Consider the following 18,692-nt stretch of genomic DNA (forward strand, 5'->3'; position numbering starts at 1 on the left):
CGTTGGGGAAACACCTGGCGCTGTTGTGGAGGAAAAAGTGGCCCTCTTTCAGAAGGCGGAGCCGATCCGGTGGACGCAACTGACGATGCCCGAACATATCGTCATGCTGGCCATGACGGCGGACGTGCAAAAGGACGTTGAGTGGTCGATCCTGCGCGGGCTTTGTTTCCACGGCCTTGCGGTCATCACTCCGAAGGGCCTGAAGCTGACGCATCTAGGCCGACGCGTCATTGCCGAAAGGCATGGTCTGCCGGTGGTGGTCGGGCGCGATCCCAATAGTCGGGCGTCGGCACACTAACGTTTACTTCCAATTTGAACTGTCCCTACCCTCGGTAGTCACCCCGGCGAAGGCCGGCGCCCACCCTGAAATCTCAAGATGGATCCCGGCCTTCGCCGGGATGACAGCCGGTGGAAGGGAGGTCGTCGTGGCTCAGTCGAAGCGCCAAGCCCTCTGGGATCGCTGGTCCCGGCCAAACAAAAGGGCGCCTCGCGGGCGCCCTTTGGGTTTTTGTTGAAAGCTGCCGAAAACTCAGCGCTTCTTCTTGTCGAGCTGGTGATAGGCCCGGCGCGAGTGGAAATCGCAATAGGGGCCGGTCTCGAGGCTGTGCTGGCCGCAGAAATAAAAATCTTTTGAGAGCGGGTCGCCGATCGGCCACTTGCAGGTGTGCTCGTTGAGCTGCAGCAGGCTGAGGCGCTTGTCTTCGGGAATGAAGAGCTCCTGGCTCGCCGGGGCGACATAGAGCTCGGCTTCGATCTGCGGCGACATGGCAAGGGCGGTGGCGCCCATCACCTGCGGACGCTGCATGACCTGCGGGCGCGGCTTGGCGGCGGCGGCCATCGAGCTGACACCGGCAGAAATGCTGGGGCCGGACGGACGGCGCGGCGCCTGGCGCGGCGCGGGCCGGGCGCGCGGTGTAGTATTGGTGGGCTTGGCGCGGGCCGAAAGTTTGAGGCGGTGCACCTTGCCGATGACGGCATTGCGGGTGACGCCTTCGCCCAGTTCGCCGGCGATCTGGCTGGCGCTGAGACCTTCCATCCAAAGCTTCTTCAGAAGCTCGACACGCTCGTCGGTCCAACCATTGGGCTGCGTTCCGGTAACCATCGTCAACTTAGAATCCTCTCTCATGCCGCCAAAGTGGCCTGGCAGCCTTTTCGACTCTACAGCTCGTATGCTGAGTGGGTCCGCCACACGATATCTCGTGTTCCCCAACGAGTTAGACACTACGACATCGCAGGAATCGGGATCAAGAGTCGGGGGCATTTTCCCCCCAAAAATCAGTGGTTAATTTTGCGCTAACATTCCTTGAGTCAAATCAGGCACTTGGGCCCGAGAGCGTTGACTTGACGGGTAAAAACCGCCTATTTCTTCCCACCAAACGCGCTGCCTGAGGGGCGCGTTTTTGATTTGTGTGGCAGGTTTGCCACGCTTTTGATCCCACCTCCCGAAGTTGAAAGGGGAGAAATCCATGTCTGCGCTCTATGCCACCTACGCCCGTTCCGAAGTTTCGTTCGAGCGCGGCGAAGGCATGCGCCTTTTTGACCAGCATGGACGCGAATATCTCGACTTTCACTCGGGCGTAGCGGTGAACGCGCTGGGCCATGGCGATGCGCATCTGGTGAGCGCGCTCAAGGCTGCCGCCGACAAGGTCTGGCACACGGCCAATACCTTTACTATTCCCGAACAGGAACGGCTTGGGCAGCGGCTGGTGGATGCCACCTTTGCCGACGCGGTCTTCTTTACCAATTCGGGCGCCGAAGCCATCGAATGCGCCATCAAGACGGCGCGTCACTATTTCTGGGCCAAGGGTCAGGGCGACCGCTACGAAGTCATCGCTTTTTCCGGTTCCTTCCATGGCCGGACGCTCGGCACCATCGCGGCCGGCGGCAATCCCGACTATCTCGAAGGTTTTGGGCCTCCGGCCCCCGGCTTCAAGCATGCCAAGCCCGGCGATCTCGACAGCGTCAAGGCCCTGATCACGCCCGAAACCTGCGCCATCCTCATCGAGCCCGTGCAGGGCGAGGGCGGGGTGACCGCCATGTCGAGCGAATTCATGCAGGGTCTGCGCAAGCTTTGCGACGACAATGACATGCTGCTCATTCTCGACGAAGTGCAGTGCGGCTTTGGCCGGACCGGTCGCTTCTTTGCCTATGAATGGTCCGGCATCACCCCCGATATCGTCGCTGTGGCAAAAGCCATTGGCGGCGGCTTCCCGCTCGGCGCGTGCCTCGCCAAGGGCGATGTCGCCGCTTCCATGGTGCCGGGCACGCATGGCTCCACTTATGGTGGCAATCCCCTGGCGACGGCGGTCGGCAATGCCGTGCTCGACCGTGTGCTGGCGCCGGGCTTCATCGACAATGTCAACGCCATGGGCCAGCGCCTCTCCTGGCACCTGCAGCAGCTAGCGCAAAAATATCCGGACTATGTGCTGGAACTGCGCGGCAAGGGCCTGCTCTCGGGCATCAAGCTCTCGACCCCGGTGCGCGACATGGTCACGCGCCTGCGCGATGATCATCAGTTCCTCTGCATCGGGGCAGGCGACAATGTGCTGCGTCTCCTGCCGCCGCTGATCGTTTCCGAGGCCGATATCGAGCTGGCCATGGCAAAAATCTCGGCGGCCTTCGACGCCATCGAGGCGGAAGCGGCTGCGGCGCCGGCGGCGAGCTGATCGTCATGTTGACGTTTTATCATTTTGGGCGTCGCCGACGCGGTTTGTTCCCTCCGCCTCGCTGAGACGGCATGTCTTTGTCCCGAAACCGGTAACCACTTTCGGGAGACATGCCCTTAGGGCAGAGTGCAAACCCGCGGCTGCGGCCGCCCCAATTTCATAAGCGTCACAAAGGAACCCGGCCCATGTCATCGACCGGTACCCCCAGGCATTTTCTTTCTATCGACGATCTTTCCTATGCCGAACTGCGCGGCATGCTCAATCAGGCGGGTGCGCTGAAAGCTCGCCTCAAAGACGGCGACCGGCCTCAGCTCCTCAAGGACAAGGTGCTGGCCATGATCTTTGAGCGCCAGTCGACCCGCACCCGCGTGTCCTTCGATGTCGGCATGCGCCAGCTCGGTGGCGAGACCATCATGCTGTCCGGCCAGGAAATGCAGCTTTCGCGCGAGGAAACCCTGGCCGATACGGCCAAGGTGATGAGCCGCTATGTCGACGCCATCATGATCCGCATTCTTTCCCATGCTGATCTCCTCGAACTGTCCGAAGCGGCGACCGTGCCCGTGATCAACGGCCTGACGCGTCGCGCGCATCCGTGCCAGATCATGGCCGACCTTATGACTTTCGAAGAGCACCGCGGCGATATCCGCGGCGCCAAGATTGCCTGGGTGGGCGACAGCAATAATGTGCTGCACTCCTGGGTGAACGCGGCCGAGCTCTTCGAATGCGAGCTGACCATCGCGACCCCCGACGAATATAGCCCGGAAAAGGACCTGATGCAGGACATCACACGGGCCGGCAAATATGCCAAGCTGATCGAGGATCCACGCGAGGCCGTCGAAGGCGCCGATCTCGTCATCACCGACACCTGGGTCTCGATGGGTGACGTCGATGCCGCCGAGCGCCGCCGGGTCTTGAAACCCTATCAGGTGAATACCAATTTGATGAGCTTGGCGAATAAGGACGCCCTGTTCATGCACTGCCTGCCCGCCCATCGCGGCGACGAGGTGACCGACGAAGTGATCGATGGTCCCCAGTCGGTAGTGTTCGACGAGGCCGAAAATCGCCTCCATGCCCAGAAAGCCATTTTGTGCTGGGCCTTCGGGGTTGAAACGAACTAGGCGCGTTTTCGCGCCGCCGTTCCTTACTCAAGAGCATCATCCCCGCGAGAGCGGGGATTTCCGCTTTCGCGGACATGATGGCTTTGCAGGATTGGAGAGTGGCGCGTTTCGCTCCCGGGGCGTAGCCTCATTCGAAAGCCTATAGAATGACCACGGAACCGACGACCATGACTGACAGTTTCCTTTCCGCCATGGGCCTTGATCGCCCTGAAACCGGCGATGATGCCGTGGTGCCCTTCACTCTTGAAAAGCTCGATACCCGCGGCCGCATCCTGCATCTGGGCGCTTCGCTCGATGCTATCCTCTCGCGCCACAATTATCCTGCGCCCGTCGCGCGCCTCCTCGGTGAAGCCGTGGTGCTGACCGCGCTTATCGGTTCGTCGCTGAAATTCGAAGGCCGGCTGATCCTCCAGACCCAGACCGATGGTCCGGTCAATCTGATCGTTGTCGATTTCGACGCGCCCGATGGCATGCGCGGCTATGCCCGCTTCGATCACGACATGGTGGTCAAGGCGGCCGAAGCTGGCCGCACGAGCCCGGCCGAACTGCTCGGCAAGGGTCACCTGGCCATGACCATCGACCAGGGTGCGCATACGGAACGCTATCAGGGGATCGTGGCACTCGACGGCCATAGCCTCGAAGAGGTCGCCCATACCTATTTCCTGCAGTCCGAACAGATCCCCACCCAGGTGCGTCTCGCCGTGGCGCAGATGTCGGTGCGGGGTGACCATCGTCCGCGCTGGCGCGCCGGCGGCATGCTGATCCAGCACCTGCCTGAAGGTGGCCTGGTGCGCATGGCCGATCTGCCGGGCGACGGCAATTTCGAGAACACCGACCCGAATTTCAAGGAAGCGGACGGCTGGGCCGAAGCGCGCTCCATGCTGGCGACTGTCGCCGATGTGGAACTGGCCGATCCCGAAGTCTCGCCCGAGCGCCTGCTGTTCCGGCTCTATCACGAGACCGGCGTGCGCGTGTTCCCGGCGCTGCCGCTTGAAGAGCGCTGCACCTGCTCGGCCGACCGGATCGAGGAAATGCTCGCCAATAACTTCTCCGACGAAGAGCGCGAGGATATGGCGGTCAATGGCGAGATAGAAGTGGTCTGCGAGTTCTGCTCGTCGGCCTACCGGTTCAACCCACACCAGTTTCAGGTGAAGCACTAAACCTTTCAGGCGCCGGAAAGATATTTGTCGTCTATTCTTCGGCGCCTGACTTGAATTTTTTTCGGGCCTCGGCAAAATTGCGCTCATAAGGGTCAGCAGGGGGAGCTGCATCCAAATGAATGTCGACTTGATGTTGACGATCGAAGCCCTGCAGAACCAGGAAAGCCAGCACGGCATTCATGCGGTGGTGCTCGACGCCATCCGCAAGTATGGCTTCGAACGCTTCATCATTTCCGGCCTCCCCGATCGCGGCATGGATGTGCGCCCTTTCGTGCTGCTCTCGGGCTGGGATGACGAGTGGTACCGGCGCTATACCAATCTTGGCTATGTCGATGTCGACCCCGTGGCGCGGAACTGCTTTGCAACCACATTGCCCTTCGATTGGTCGGCGGCGCCCTATGATCGTGCCGAGGACTTTTCGGCGCGGCGCGTAATGGATGAAGCGCGCGACTTCGGCATGGATGAAGGCCTCTGCGTGCCGGTCCATCTCGAAGGCGGCATGCAGGGCGTCGTCTCGCTGGTCGGCCGAACCGACTGGCTCGACGAAAAGCAGCGCTTGGAACTGCACATGCTGGCGCTCTATGCCCATGGGCGGCTGCGCTTCCTCAATACCATGGACCGCACTCCCGTCCGGCGGCTCATCACGCCACGCGAAGCCGAGGTGCTCAAATGGGTCGCGGTGGGCAAGACGGCCTCGGAAATCGCTGATATCACCGGCCTCAGTTTCAGGACCGTCAATCAGCATTGCGAAAACGCGCAAAGGCGGCTCGGCACCAATAATCGCCTCCACACCGTGGTTGAGGCCATCCGCCAGAAGCTGATCGTGCTTTAAAGCCCCGTCGCGATCGAATTCGGGTCGAAGGCTCGAAACTGGCGAAAGTCCTTGTTTCGGACCACCCGCACGGTTGGCTTCCATCCCCGGTGTCATTCCCGCGAAAGCGGGAATCTCTGTTTTCGGCACCGACGGGATTCCCGCTTTCGCGGGAATGACACCGTGAAGATAAAGAAAGCAGCGCGCGCCTAGAGCGAACGTTCCCACTGACTATTGGGACGCGTCGTGCGCCGACTCAAATTTTAGAAAAAAGCCGCGTATTTTCGCCGGAAACGGCCTCCTGGCTATTGGGAGATTTGCCGATTTTCAGCCGCGTGACCGCCGTGCCAAATGCTCTGCAACGATGCAGGCAACTTGGGGGCAAGGGAATGCAAGTGCATATCATCCGCGCGCCGGTTAGCGGTGACAATCCTCGGCTTCTCGAGGAGAACTACCGCCTGCGTCACAAGATTTTCGTTGATCTTCAGGGGTGGAATGACTTGCGTCGGCCCGATGGGCGCGACATCGATGACTTCGACAATGCGGACGCAACCCACATCCTCGTCACCGATGGCGACGAGCTTGTTGGCGGCTCGCGTATCACCCCGCTCAACAGACCAAACTTGCTGCAGACAGTGTTTCACGGGCTTGTGCTTGGAGACCTCCCTGCCGACCCTTCGCTTGGGGCCGATTGGACGCGCTTTTATGTTCGTCCAGATCGACGCGAAGGCCGGCGGCGCGCACCCGAGTCTGCAGCCCTTTTCTGCGCGATGATGGAATATGCCCTCGCGGAGGGCTTTACCTTCATCACTTTCGTTTCCTCTCTGTCCATGGTGGAGCACGGCACCAGCGTGGGCTGGAGGATTACCCCGCTCGGAGCACCAGTCCTGGTCGACGGCAAGGCCACTGTCGCCGCCTGGATCGAGGTTTCCGAGCAGGCCCTCTACAATGTGCGGCGGGCCACCGGGATGAGCCATGCGCTCATCCCGGCCTCTGCGCTGCGACGAGGGCAAGGCGAGGCCCTGACGGCCTGACGGTGCGCCATGCCGCGCGCCTTCAGGCTCATGCGGGCCATTGTCGGGACGGACGGCGACGAGGCAGTGGCAAGGCGCCTGCTTGAGGAAGCGCTGCTGACCGAAGTCGACCCGCTCCTCCACGCGGCCTTTTCCCTCAATATCGATATCAGCACGGCTCTCGAGCGTGGCGCCACGGCGTTCGGACTAACCTTTTTCGATGTCATTCCGGCTGGCAGCGGTTCGGCCGGACCCTTGCGGATCGAGCGTCTCGCCGATGTGCATTTCGTGCGGGCGACGACGTTGGGCGAAGAGGTGGCCTATGCCGCGCCCGACTTCAACGGGCTCATGCGGCTCGGTGCGCTCCACGACACCGATCCATCGCTGACCCGGCGGCTCTGTATCGTGCCGGGCGCCGCCTTGCGCCAATATCTCGCGGCGGCAGCCGCGCCCGATCTGCTTGTTGCGGCGCGGCAGGGGCTCGTGCGCCATTGGCCGAGCGCCACGGCCAGTCTTGAATTGACACTGGGTGTGCGTCTCGCTTTTGGCGCGCTGGTGCTTGCCCTCGTCGCGACGCTGCTTGCCTTGCCCTATCTCGCTTCCGCCTGGGCGATGCCGGCCTGGGCTGCCGTGATGCTGCTGCCCGCGCTTATTCGCCTTGCGTCCCTCTTCACCCCCAATCGCGCCACGGCGCCCGAGGCGCGGGTCGATCCGCAGGACCTGCCGCTCTATTCGGTGCTGGTGCCGCTGCGCGACGAGGCCGACATGGTCGACCAGCTGTGTCGCGGTCTTCGGGCGCTCGATTATCCCGCCCACCGGCTCGACATCATCTTCGTGGTCGAACAGCGCTCGCCCAAGACCGTGGCGGCGGTGCGCCGGCACCTGGGCGATGCGCGCTTTTCGCTTGTGGAAGTGCCCCATGCCTTGCCGCTGACCAAGCCCAAGGCGCTCGATTTCGCGCTACCCTTCTGCCGGGGCGAGTTCGTCGTGGTTTTCGACGCCGAAGACCGCCCGGAACCGGGGCAATTGCGGCAGGTCGTCAACCAGTTCCGCCGCGCGCCGCACCTTCATTGCATTCAGGCGCGGCTGGTGATCGCCAATGGCCGGAAGGGCGCGCTGCCGGCGCTCTTTGCCGGCGAATATGCCGCGCTTTTTTCCGTCTTTCTGCCGGCCCTGGGGCGCTGGGGCATGGTGATGCCCCTGGGCGGAACCTCGAACCATTTCAGGCTCGCGAGCCTTCGCGCCATTGGGGGCTGGGACGCCTACAATGTCACCGAGGATGCTGATCTTGGCGTTCGGTTGGCGCGGCGGCGGCTCAGTTGCGGCACAAGCAGTTCGGCGACCTACGAGGACGCCCCGGAATCGCTGCGCGTCTGGATGGGACAAAGGCGGCGCTGGATGAAGGGCTGGATGCAGACCCTGCTTGTCCACAATCGTCACCCCCGCCAGTTGATCCGGGATCTGGGCTGGTGGCGCTTTCTGGTGTTCGAGATCGTGGTTTTTGGGATGATCCTATCGCCGCTCCTGCATACCGGCTTTCTGCTCACCTGCCTTTTCGCCCTCGTCATCGGTCGTGGCGAATTGCTGCGGCTCGACCTATGGGCGGCAAGCTGCCTCTCGGTCCTGGCGCTTGGCTATGGCATCGCCTTTGCCATCCAGATCGTGGGCCTCATCCGCACCGGGCAGATGCGGCTCCTCCCCTGGCAATTGTTGCTGCCGGTCTATTGGATCGCAGCGGCCTGGGCGACGTTGCGGGCGCTGGTTGATTTAACCCTAAAACCCTTTGATTGGATCAAGACGGCCCATCGCCCCGTTTCTGACACGGCCAGGCGGCAGGTTGCCGCCGAATAGCGGCTCGGGCACACTGCTCCGTGCGGCAGGAGAGGGATGAAAACATGCGGCGCATGCTGGCCAGTGTCGGTGGGGTCGGGCTGGCGGTGATGCTGAGCCAGTTTCCTGAATATGCGCAGCAATATACCCAGCGCCTCGGCGGGGCGGTGGACGAATTGCGTGTTGTGACCGCGGATTTTGACAATGCAGCCCAGGAGGCGGGGCTGGACCGGGATGGCGCGCTCGACCGCTATCAGAGCTCCAGCGACACATTCCTCGCCGATCGCGGCGAGAGCATGGAGCGCACCTTTGTGCGCTATGACCAGTTGAGCCAGACGCTGCAAAAGATCCAGGGCGCCGATCCGCTTGAGCGGTTCAAGAACCTGCCGTCCTTCCTCGACACCGATATCGGCCGAAGGACGCTCGAAAACTACCAGCCGGCCGTGCCCGTCACCATGGAAGGGCTGTTTTATGCCGCGGCCGGCTTCGGGCTCGGCTATCTGGTCGTGTCCGGACTTGTGCGCTTCTGCGCGCTGCCCTTCCGCCGCCGGCGCCTCTATTACCGTTCATAAGACATAAACATACCTTTATATCCCCGGTTGAATGCGGCGGGTCTCTTGCGTATAGGAGGACCAACCAAAATTCTTCCGGAGACCGAGCATGACTCGTCAGACGACCGATTACGCGGTTAGGGACATTTCGCTGGCCGATTTCGGCCGCAAGGAAATCCAGATCGCCGAGATCGAAATGCCGGGCCTGATGGCAATCCGCGAGGAATATGCCGCGGCCCAGCCCCTCAAGGGCGCCCGCATCGCCGGCTCGCTGCACATGACCATCCAGACCGCCGTTCTGATCGAGACGCTGGTCGCGCTTGGCGCCGAAGTGCGCTGGGTCTCGTGCAATATTTTCTCGACCCAGGACCACGCCGCTGCCGCCATCGCTGCCGCCGGCATTCCGGTCTTTGCCCACAAGGGTGAGACGCTGGAAGAATACTGGGATTTCACCGATCGCATGATGGACTGGGGCAATGGCCTCACCCCCAACATGATCCTCGATGATGGTGGCGATGCCACCATGTACATCCTCAACGGCGCCAAGGCCGAGAAGGATATCTCCGTCCTCGCCAAGCCCGGCAATGAGGAAGAGGAAATCTTCTTCGCCACCATCAAGCGCCGTCTCGAAAAGACCCCCGGCTTCTTCACCAAGATCAAGGACGCCATCCGCGGCGTTTCAGAAGAAACCACCACGGGCGTGATGCGCCTCTATCAGCTGCACGCCAAGGGCGAGCTGCCGTTCCCGGCCATCAACGTCAATGACTCGGTCACCAAATCCAAGTTCGACAACAAGTACGGCACCCGTGAATCGCTCGTCGACGCCATCCGTCGCGGTACCGACGTGATGCTGGCCGGCAAGGTCGCCATCGTTTGCGGCTATGGCGACGTGGGCAAGGGTTCGGCCGAATCCCTGCGTGGCGCCGGCGCCCGCGTGCTCGTCACCGAAGTCGATCCGATCTGTGCTCTCCAGGCCGCCATGGAAGGCTTTGAGGTCGTGACCCTCGAAGAAGCCGCGCACCGCGCCGACATCGTCGTCACCGCCACGGGCAACCGCGACGTGCTGATGGTCGATGACATGCGCAACCTCAAGGACATGGCCATCGTCTGCAATATCGGCCACTTCGACAACGAGATCGACGTTCTGGGCCTGCGCAACTTCAAGTGGACCAACGTCAAGCCGCAGGTTGACCTCATCGAGCAGCCCAACGGCAAGCGCCTGATCCTTCTCTCCGAAGGGCGTCTCGTGAACCTTGGCAATGCCACGGGTCACCCGAGCTTTGTCATGTCCGCTTCCTTCTCGAACCAGACGCTGGCCCAGATCGAACTCTGGACCAATGGCGAAAAGCTCGAAAAGAAGGTGCACGTGCTGCCCAAGCATCTCGACGAAAAGGTCGCCGAGCTGCACCTCGCCAAACTCGGCGCCAAGCTCACCAAGCTGAGCAAGACCCAGGCCGACTATATCGGGGTCAGCGAAAACGGCCCGTTCAAGTCGAACGAATACCGCTACTGATTTTCCGGCCCCAGGGGCCGGTTGCAGACCAGGGGCTCGCTTCGGCGGGCCCCTTTTTTCTTGAAGCATCAAAATAAGTTGGCCGCCCCGGCATCCTTTACGCCCGATTAATCACAAAGCCGCATTTTTGCTCTCATAGAACCACCGAACTGCCGTAGCGTCTGCCGTCAGATTTGGGTGCATTGAATAGGGAACCCAAATGTTGAATTGGCTTACGGGTAGTTTGTCGCGCAGGCTCTATGGCCTGCTGGCTATTTTTGCTGTCGGCATGATGGGGGTCGTCTCCTATCAGCTCTACAATCAGCGCGTGAATCTCGAAGAGTTCAAACGCACCGAATTGCAGAGTGTGGTGCAGACCGCGGTCTCGACGGTTCAGAGCTTTTACGACCGCTCGCAGGCGGGCGAATTCAGCGAAGATCAGGCCAAATCCCTAGCGCTCGAAACCCTGCGCGGCATGCGCTATCAGGGCAACGAATATTTCTTTGTCGATACCTATGACCTCGTGATGCTGATGCATCCGACCAAGCCCGAAAAGCAGGGCTCGGACCGCGCCATCGAAAAAGACGGCAACGGCACGCTCTACATCAAGGAAATGGTGGAGAACGTGAAGGCCAATGGCTCGGCCTTCCAGACCTATCTCTTCACCAAGCCCGAGGGCGGGCTGGCCGACAAGGTCTCCTATGCGCAGGGTTTCGAGCCCTGGGGCTGGAGCATTGCCTCGGGCATTCTGTTCAATCAGGTGGACGCGATCTTCTGGCAGTCCGCGCTTGAAGGCGGCGTAATCACGCTCGCCATCATCGTGGCCATCCTGATCGTCGGCGTTGTCATCGCCCGCTCGATCGCCAAGCCCATGGTGGAACTCAACAAGGCCATGGTGCAGGTCGCCGACGGCGCCTATGACACGGTGATCGATGGCACGGCCCGTGGCGACGAAATCGGCGCCATGGCGCGCGCCGTGGAAGTCTTCCGCGAGAATGGTCTGAAGGTCGCCGAAATGACCGAGGCAGAAGCCGCCCGCATCATTCGCGATTCTGAAGCCCGCCAGAAGATGATGGTGGAGCTGCAGCGCTCCTTCGGCGACGTGGTCAATTCGGCCGTCGAGGGTAATTTCTCCCATCGCGTGCCGGCCCAGTTCCCCGATGCAGAGCTCAATGACCTCGCCAATTCGGTCAATCGCCTCGTCGACAGCGTCGATCATGGCCTCAACGAAACCGGCTCGGTGCTCTCCGCCCTTGCCAATACCGATCTCACCCAGCGCATGGTGGGCGAGCATCGCGGCGCCTTCGGCAAGCTCAAGATCGACATCAATGCAGTGGCCGACAAGCTCACCGATATCGTCGGCCAGTTGCGCGGCACCTCGGGCACGCTGAAAACTGCGACCAGTGAAATCCTCTCCGGCGCCAACGATCTCTCCGAGCGCACCACGCGCCAGGCGGCGACCATCGAAGAGACCTCTGCGTCCATGGAGCAGCTGGCTCAAACGGTCACCGAAAACGCCAAGAAGGCGGCAGATGCCAGCCAGAAGGCGGGTCTGGTCTCGCGTTCCGCCGAAGAAGGCGGCGCGGTGATGGAGCAGGCCAATTCGGCGATGGAGCGGATTACCCAGTCCTCCTCGAAGATCTCCAACATCATCGGCATGATCGACGACATCGCCTTCCAGACCAACCTGCTGGCGCTCAACGCTTCGGTGGAAGCGGCGCGCGCCGGTGAAGCGGGCAAGGGCTTTGCCGTGGTCGCTGTGGAAGTGCGGCGTCTGGCTCAGTCGGCTGCCAATGCCTCGTCCGAGGTCAAGGCGCTGATCGAACAGAGCGCGCAGGAAGTTGGCACGGGTTCAAAACTCGTGGCCGATGCCGCCGGCAAGCTGACCTCCATGATGGATGCGCTGCGCGCCAATACTGCGCTGCTCGATGACATCGCCCGCGCCAGCCGCGAACAGGCTTCGGCCATCGACGAGGTCAACACCGCCGTCCGCCAGATGGACGAGATGACCCAGCACAATGCGGCGCTGGTCGAAGAGGTCAATGCCGCCATCGAGCAGACCGAAAACCAGGCGAGCGAACTTGACCGCATCGTCGATGTCTTCGCCCTCGACGCCCGCCCCGGCCTTGCTGCCCGCCCGGCGCCGACGAGGAGCCAGCCCAAGATGAAGGCGGCCGCCGCGGCCTATCTCACCCAGGGCAATGCCGCCCTCAAGGAAGACTGGTCCGAGTTCTGATCTCAGCCGGACATCATGCTGCAAAGGGGCCCATCGGGCCCCTTTCGTTTTGCCCGGTAGCGGAATTTTTACCCTGTTTGTGCTTACTGAAGGCGAGACGTGGATGGACGGCCACAGCTCGAAAAGTGCGGGGGCACATCGGTTCGGACACGGCGCGGAGAAACCGCGTCCCGGTTCTGCTTGCCTTTATCCCCGCGCGTGAGCGTCACGGATAACGACACACCAGAAGGTGTGAGAAGGCATAGGAATGTTTAAACTCAACATCGCGGGCCGCATCTATTTGCTGGTCGGCCTCGCTGTCGTGTCGCTGGCCGTGATGGGCTGGATGAACATGCAGCAGATCAATTCAACGCGTGACCAGCTGCGCGCCGCCGAACTCCAATCCATCACCGATTCCGCCGTCTCCATCGTCGATGGTTTTTACAAGCGCGCCCAGGCCGGTGAGTTCAGCGAAGACGTCGCCAAGGCCGGTGCCATCAGCGCCCTGCAAAGCCTGCGCTATCGCGGCAACGAATATATGTTCATCAACGGCATGGACGCGATCATGCTGATGCATGGCGTCAAACCCGAAATGGTCGGCATGGACCAGTCGGAAATGGCTGATCCCACCGGCAAGAAGTTCGTCGCCGAGATGATCGAGATCGCCAAGAAGAACGGTTCGGGCTTCATCGAATACAAGTGGGCCCGTACTCCCGACACCGACCCGGTCGACAAGCGAACCTATGTAAAACTGTTCGAGCCCTGGGGCTGGGTCGTCGGCACCGGCGTCTATATCGATGATCTGCGCGCTGCCGCCCAGCGCAGCCTGATCGAAACCGGGCTGATCGCTCTCGTCGTCGCCCTGGTCGTTTCCGGCGTCGCCTTCCTTATCGCCCGCACCATCACCAATCCGATCGCCCGCCTCACCGACGTCATGGACAAAGTGGCCGATGGCCAGTTCGATACCGAAGTCGTCGGGGCCAACCGCACGGACGAAATCGGTGCCATGGCGCGCGCCGTGGAAGTCTTCCGCGAGAACGGCCTGAAAGTCGCTGAAATGACCGAGGCGGAGGCCGCCCGTATCATTCGCGACTCTGAAGAACGTCAGAAGATGATGGTCGAGCTGCAGCGCGCCTTTGGCGACGTGGTGGATTCGGCCATCGATGGCGATTTTTCCAAGCGCGTCCCGGCAACCTTCCCCGATGCCGAGCTCAATGGTCTGGCCAAATCCGTCAACAACCTCGTCGACAGCGTCGATCGTGGACTTGATGAAACCGGCACGGTGCTCTCGGCGCTCGCCAATACCGATCTCACCCGTCGCATGGAAGGCCAGCATCGCGGCGCCTTCGCCAAGCTCCAGTCCGACGTCAACGAAGTGGCAGACAAGCTCACCTCCATTGTCGGTCAGTTGCGCGGCACTTCGGGCACGCTGAAATCGGCAACGAGCGAAATCCTCTCCGGCGCCAATGATCTCTCCGAGCGCACCACGCGCCAGGCAGCGACCATCGAGGAAACCTCGGCCACCATGGAGCAGCTCGCCCAGACGGTGACGGAAAACGCCAAGAAGGCGGCTGATGCGAGCCAGAAGGCCAATGCCGTGTCGCTGGTGGCTGAAGATGGCGGTCGCGTCATGAGCGAAGCCAATCAGGCCATGGAGCGGATCACCCAGTCCTCGGCCAAGATCTCCAACATCATCGGCATGATCGACGATATCGCCTTCCAGACCAACCTGCTCGCGCTCAACGCTTCGGTGGAAGCCGCGCGTGCCGGCGAAGCGGGCAAGGGCTTTGCCGTGGTCGCTGTGGAAGTGCGTCGCCTCGCCCAGTCCGCAGCAACTGCATCTTCGGACGTAAAACTGCTCATCGAGCAGAGCGCGCAGGAAGTGGGCACCGGTTCGAAACTCGTCGCCAGCGCCGCCGACAAGCTCTCGGCCATGCTCGAAGCGGTGCGTGCCAATAGCGCGCTCCTCGACGATATCGCCGGGGCAAGCCGCGAACAGGCTTCGTCCATTGACGAGGTCAACACCGCCGTCCGCCAGATGGACGAAATGACCCAGCACAATGCGGCGCTGGTGGAAGAGGTGAATGCGGCCATCGAGCAGACCGAGGCCCAGGCGACCGAACTCGACCAGATCGTCGATGTCTTCACCATCGACTCTTCGCGCGCCGCCCGCGCTGCCGTTGCGGCCAAGCCCGCCCCCGCCGCCCGCCCCAATGGCATCAAGGCGCTGCAGGGCAAGGTCAAGCAGGCAGCGTCAGCCTATCTCAGCCACGGCAATGCCGCGGTGAAAGCCGACGACTGGTCCGAATTCTGATTTTTGACCCCTGTCGATCACATTACTCCCCGGCCCATGGCTGGGGAGTTTTCGTTTGGGCCTGTTGGTGGCAGAATCAACGGGTCCCGAATTGTCGTTCGGTAGCGAATTGGTGACCTGTCCAGCCCGAACAGGCCCGAATGGTTAACAAATCGTTTCTAGTTCGTTCTCCGTCAAGCGCTTCCTTCGCGCTTTGCCCGCAAAGCACAGCCATAAGGACTCTTTTTCCCGATTCCCCACCTCGGTATGGTGAGGCGATTCGGTTGTCGGGGGACACGTAACCGGTTCGGGGGCACCTGGAATCCTCATTGAGGGTTTCCGCGTTTGGGCGCCTGTCTCATGTGCACGCGTACCGGCTTTGCCGGACTTGCAGCGAAACAAAAGAAGAGAGGGCTGTCTATGGCGCCGGATCCACTCCGGAAGCATTGGAGATTCGCAGTTGCTGCGTGTGCTCCATTGACCCTGATGATGGCTGTCCCAGCCTTCGCCCAGGGAGCTTCGACGGCAAATCTGGGCGGCATTGTTCCAGTCGCGGTCGTGATCGGCGCGGGCGGCTTCGCCCTTGTCGCGGTCACCGTGCTGCGCACCATTCTGCGTGACGGGCGTCTGGCGCAACGCCAGGCCAAGGGCCAGATCGCCGATCTCCGGGCCCTTGTCGACGATTATGAAAACCTCATCGGCGGTAGCCGCGAGCTGACCGTCATCTGGCCCGAACAGCCGGGCATGCCGCCGCGCCTGCTGGGTCAGGCCGCTGCCGTGCTGCCGCCGGGGCGCCAGCCGCAGAGCGTGCTCAATTTCGATACCTGGCTTTCGGGCAGCGAAGCCGACAATCTGGCCCAATTGGTCGAACAACTGCGTGTCGAAGGCCGGCCTTTCAATGCCAGTGTCAAGGCGCTCGACGGGCGTCTTGTCCGCGCGACCGGCTGGCTTGCCGGCGGCGGCGCGGCCCTGCGCCTGCGCCCCGCTTTCGCGCAACCGGGTACGGACGCGCCGGTGGTCGATGGCAGTGATCGCGACAGCGTGCTGGCCCTGCTGGACCTGCTCAACAGGCCTGCTTTCCTGCGCGACACCAGCGGTCGTCTCGTCTTTGCCAATCAGCCCTATCTCGACCTCTGCCGCACCCTGGGCAGGCCGGTGAGCGGCGAAGTGCCGCCCGAGCTGCTCGATGCAAAACAATTGCAGGCCCATCTGGCCGAATGTCGCGGCAATGACGAGGCCGTGCGCCAGCGCGTGTCGCTGGGCAAGGGTGGCGAATTCGAACTGGTGGATGTGCCGGTTGCCGAAGGCCGTGCCGGCTATTTCGAGCCTGTCGCCGTCAGCGATGACAAGGCGGGCGAACCGAGCTTTGCCCATATCGCGGGGATCATCGATGCCCTCGCCACCCCGATCGCCATTTTCAATGCGCGGCGCGAGCTGATCCAGTTCAATCCGGCCTATGCCGCGCTCTGGGATCTCGATCCGAAATTCTTGACCCCCGGCCTCGACGAGCGCGCCATTCTCGACAAGCTGCGCACCGAGGGCATGCTGCCCAATCAGGTCGACTACCACACCTGGCGCGCCAAACATCTCGAGAGCTATAGCCGCAAGGCCCCGTTCGAGGCCGAGCCCTGGCACCTGCCCGATGGCCGCACCATCAAAGTCATTTCGGCTCCGGCCGGAACACATGGCGGCGTCATCTATGTCTTTGAAGACCTGACCGAGCGCCTCGAACTGGAATCGGCCAACAAGGCCATGACCAATGTGCAGCGCGAAACCATCAATTCGCTCTCCGAAGCGGTGGCCGTGTTCGGCACCAATGGCCGCCTGGCGCTGTCCAATCCGCGGCTCTCCGCGCTCTGGAAGCTGCCGATGAACACACTCGGCGCCAATCCCCATATCGATCAGATCGCCGATGCCTCGGGCCAGGTCCTGCAGGACGGCGCAAAGATCTGGGCCGATCTCAAGCGCAATATCATCGACCTCAATCCCACCCGCACCGACAAGGCCGGGCGGATCGAGCGCACCGATGGGCGGCTGCTCGATTATGCGACGACGCGCCTGCCCGATGGGCAGACCATGATGACCTTCCTCGATGTGACCGAAAGCGCCAGCTATTCAAAGGTCCTCAAGGAGCGCAACGATGCGCTGGTCACCGCCGACCGCCTCAAGGACGCTTTCGTCGAAAACGTCTCCTATGAATTGCGCAGTCCGCTGACCAATATTATCGGCTTTGCGGACCTCCTCGCCGGCACCGAGGGCGACAGCCTCAACGAACGCCAAAAAGCCTATATCGAATATATCCGCGCCTCGTCCGTGACGCTGGGCGTGCTGATCGACAACATCCTGGACCTTGCCTCGGTCGATGCCGGCATTGCCGAACTCAATCCTGAGCCGCTCAGCGTGCAGGGGTTGATCGACAAGGCGCGGGCTGGCCTCTCGGCCAGTTTCCCCGAAGTGTCGGGGAACTCCACCAATCTCGTCGTCGAGGTCGAGCCGAACCTGCCCGAATTCATCGCCGACGGCACCCGCATCGTACAGGTGCTCTACAATCTCCTCTCCAATGCCGCGCGCTTCTCCCCGCCGGGTGGCGAAATCCGGCTGACCGTGACGCATCGCGCCGACCGCATGCTGTTCATCATCGAGGATGAAGGCCCGGGCCTGACCGACGAATTGCGCTCTGCCATCCTCACCCGCCTCGATACGCCGAGCGCCGGTGGGCGCCTGCGTGGCGCGGGCCTGGGGCTCTCCATCGTGCGCACCTTCGTCAATCTCCATGGCGGCACGATTTCGGCCCAGCAGCGCGAACCGCGCGGCAGCCGTATCGTCGTCAACCTGCCGCGCGACAGCGCGCTTGCCGGCGTCGCCGAATAGATGGAACGCTTCCTTCCCGATGATGAGGCGACGATCGCCTTTGGACGGGAACTGGCGGCCCTGCTGCAGCAAGGCGACATTGTCAGTCTCGAAGGTGAACTCGGCGCCGGCAAATCGGCTCTCGCCCGCGCCACCATTCGGGCCCTTGCCGGCGATCCGGACCTCGAAGTTCCGTCGCCTACCTTTGCCCTGGTGCAGCCCTATGACACGCCAAGGGGCCCGGTGCTGCATGCCGATCTCTATCGGCTCGGCGACGCCGCCGAAGCCGATGAACTCGGGCTGCTCGACAACTCGACGTCTTTTGTTCTCGTCGAATGGGCCGAACGCGCCGCGCATGTGGCGGATGCCGCAAACATTGTTATCGCGCTCTCCATTCCCCCCGGCGGATCGGGCCGAAATCTGGTCATGACCCGCCGCTAAAGGGTTTTCCGAGTAAGTGCCGCTTTCGAATGAAAACGGGCGCCGAAACGACCGGCCATGGCACTGCCGATGGCCCCACGGGATCACCGCACCCTTTTGGCCGCGGCACAGTGCTTTCCACAGTCACCGAACTGACATGTCACCGTCACGCGGACGTTAATCGCTGCCAATAGATCGGGCTCGCACGCCGCCTTCCTTTCGAATGGGGAGTCCGGAATGCGCGCTTGAACTTTCGGTTTGTCGAAACGGCTT

At 62.0% G+C, this 18,692-nt stretch carries 14 protein-coding genes; 13 read left to right on the forward strand and 1 reads right to left on the reverse strand.

What is annotated here, in order from left to right:
* Nucleotides 1-37: 37 nt before the first annotated feature.
* On the forward strand, nucleotides 38-298 hold the full coding sequence (locus ACSQ2A_RS21215) for a hypothetical protein (protein WP_436073842.1): 261 nt from the start codon (nucleotides 38-40) through the stop codon (nucleotides 296-298).
* Between the two features lie 231 nt (nucleotides 299-529).
* On the opposite strand, the gene ACSQ2A_RS21220 is transcribed toward ACSQ2A_RS21215, so the two are convergent.
* A complete protein-coding gene (locus ACSQ2A_RS21220; RefSeq protein ID WP_295414473.1) occupies nucleotides 530-1,102 on the reverse strand; it encodes a GcrA family cell cycle regulator in 573 nt (190 codons plus the stop codon).
* Nucleotides 1,103-1,466: 364 nt separating this feature from the next.
* Between ACSQ2A_RS21220 and ACSQ2A_RS21225 the strand changes: the two genes are divergently transcribed.
* From ACSQ2A_RS21225 to tsaE, 12 genes are all read left to right on the forward strand, one after another.
* Entirely contained in the window at nucleotides 1,467-2,666 is a 1,200-nt protein-coding gene (locus ACSQ2A_RS21225; protein ID WP_436073843.1) for an aspartate aminotransferase family protein, read from the forward strand.
* 185 nt (nucleotides 2,667-2,851) lie between these two features.
* Entirely contained in the window at nucleotides 2,852-3,784 is a 933-nt protein-coding gene (gene argF, locus ACSQ2A_RS21230; RefSeq protein WP_295414319.1) for an ornithine carbamoyltransferase, read from the forward strand.
* Nucleotides 3,785-3,951: 167 nt separating this feature from the next.
* Complete coding sequence (locus tag ACSQ2A_RS21235; protein WP_295414475.1) at nucleotides 3,952-4,944, forward strand: Hsp33 family molecular chaperone; 993 nt, start codon at nucleotides 3,952-3,954, stop codon at nucleotides 4,942-4,944.
* 115 nt (nucleotides 4,945-5,059) lie between these two features.
* A complete protein-coding gene (locus ACSQ2A_RS21240; RefSeq protein ID WP_295414321.1) occupies nucleotides 5,060-5,776 on the forward strand; it encodes a helix-turn-helix transcriptional regulator in 717 nt (238 codons plus the stop codon).
* Nucleotides 5,777-6,144: 368 nt separating this feature from the next.
* A complete protein-coding gene (locus tag ACSQ2A_RS21245; protein WP_436073844.1) occupies nucleotides 6,145-6,789 on the forward strand; it encodes an acyl-homoserine-lactone synthase in 645 nt (214 codons plus the stop codon).
* Between the two features lie 9 nt (nucleotides 6,790-6,798).
* Nucleotides 6,799-8,619: a glycosyltransferase family 2 protein gene (locus tag ACSQ2A_RS21250; RefSeq protein WP_436073845.1), complete on the forward strand. Its 1,821-nt coding sequence runs from the start codon at nucleotides 6,799-6,801 to the stop codon at nucleotides 8,617-8,619.
* A gap of 44 nt (nucleotides 8,620-8,663) precedes the next feature.
* Nucleotides 8,664-9,170, forward strand: coding sequence for a DUF2937 family protein (locus ACSQ2A_RS21255; RefSeq protein WP_436073846.1), 507 nt, complete (start codon nucleotides 8,664-8,666; stop codon nucleotides 9,168-9,170).
* An 88-nt stretch (nucleotides 9,171-9,258) separates the two neighbouring features.
* Nucleotides 9,259-10,662: an adenosylhomocysteinase gene (ahcY, locus tag ACSQ2A_RS21260; RefSeq protein WP_295414328.1), complete on the forward strand. Its 1,404-nt coding sequence runs from the start codon at nucleotides 9,259-9,261 to the stop codon at nucleotides 10,660-10,662.
* 199 nt (nucleotides 10,663-10,861) lie between these two features.
* Nucleotides 10,862-12,877: a methyl-accepting chemotaxis protein gene (locus tag ACSQ2A_RS21265; protein WP_436073847.1), complete on the forward strand. Its 2,016-nt coding sequence runs from the start codon at nucleotides 10,862-10,864 to the stop codon at nucleotides 12,875-12,877.
* A gap of 247 nt (nucleotides 12,878-13,124) precedes the next feature.
* Nucleotides 13,125-15,170: a methyl-accepting chemotaxis protein gene (locus ACSQ2A_RS21270; RefSeq protein ID WP_436073848.1), complete on the forward strand. Its 2,046-nt coding sequence runs from the start codon at nucleotides 13,125-13,127 to the stop codon at nucleotides 15,168-15,170.
* 468 nt (nucleotides 15,171-15,638) lie between these two features.
* Nucleotides 15,639-18,020, forward strand: coding sequence for a PAS-domain containing protein (locus tag ACSQ2A_RS21275; RefSeq protein WP_436073849.1), 2,382 nt, complete (start codon nucleotides 15,639-15,641; stop codon nucleotides 18,018-18,020).
* Nucleotides 18,021-18,440, forward strand: a complete 420-nt coding sequence (tsaE, locus tag ACSQ2A_RS21280; protein ID WP_436073850.1) for a tRNA (adenosine(37)-N6)-threonylcarbamoyltransferase complex ATPase subunit type 1 TsaE — start codon at nucleotides 18,021-18,023, stop codon at nucleotides 18,438-18,440.
* Nucleotides 18,441-18,692: the final 252 nt, after the last annotated feature.

Origin of the sequence: Devosia sp. LjRoot3 (assembly GCF_964252865.1) — a bacterium.
Classification (GTDB): Bacteria; Pseudomonadota; Alphaproteobacteria; order Rhizobiales; family Devosiaceae; genus Devosia.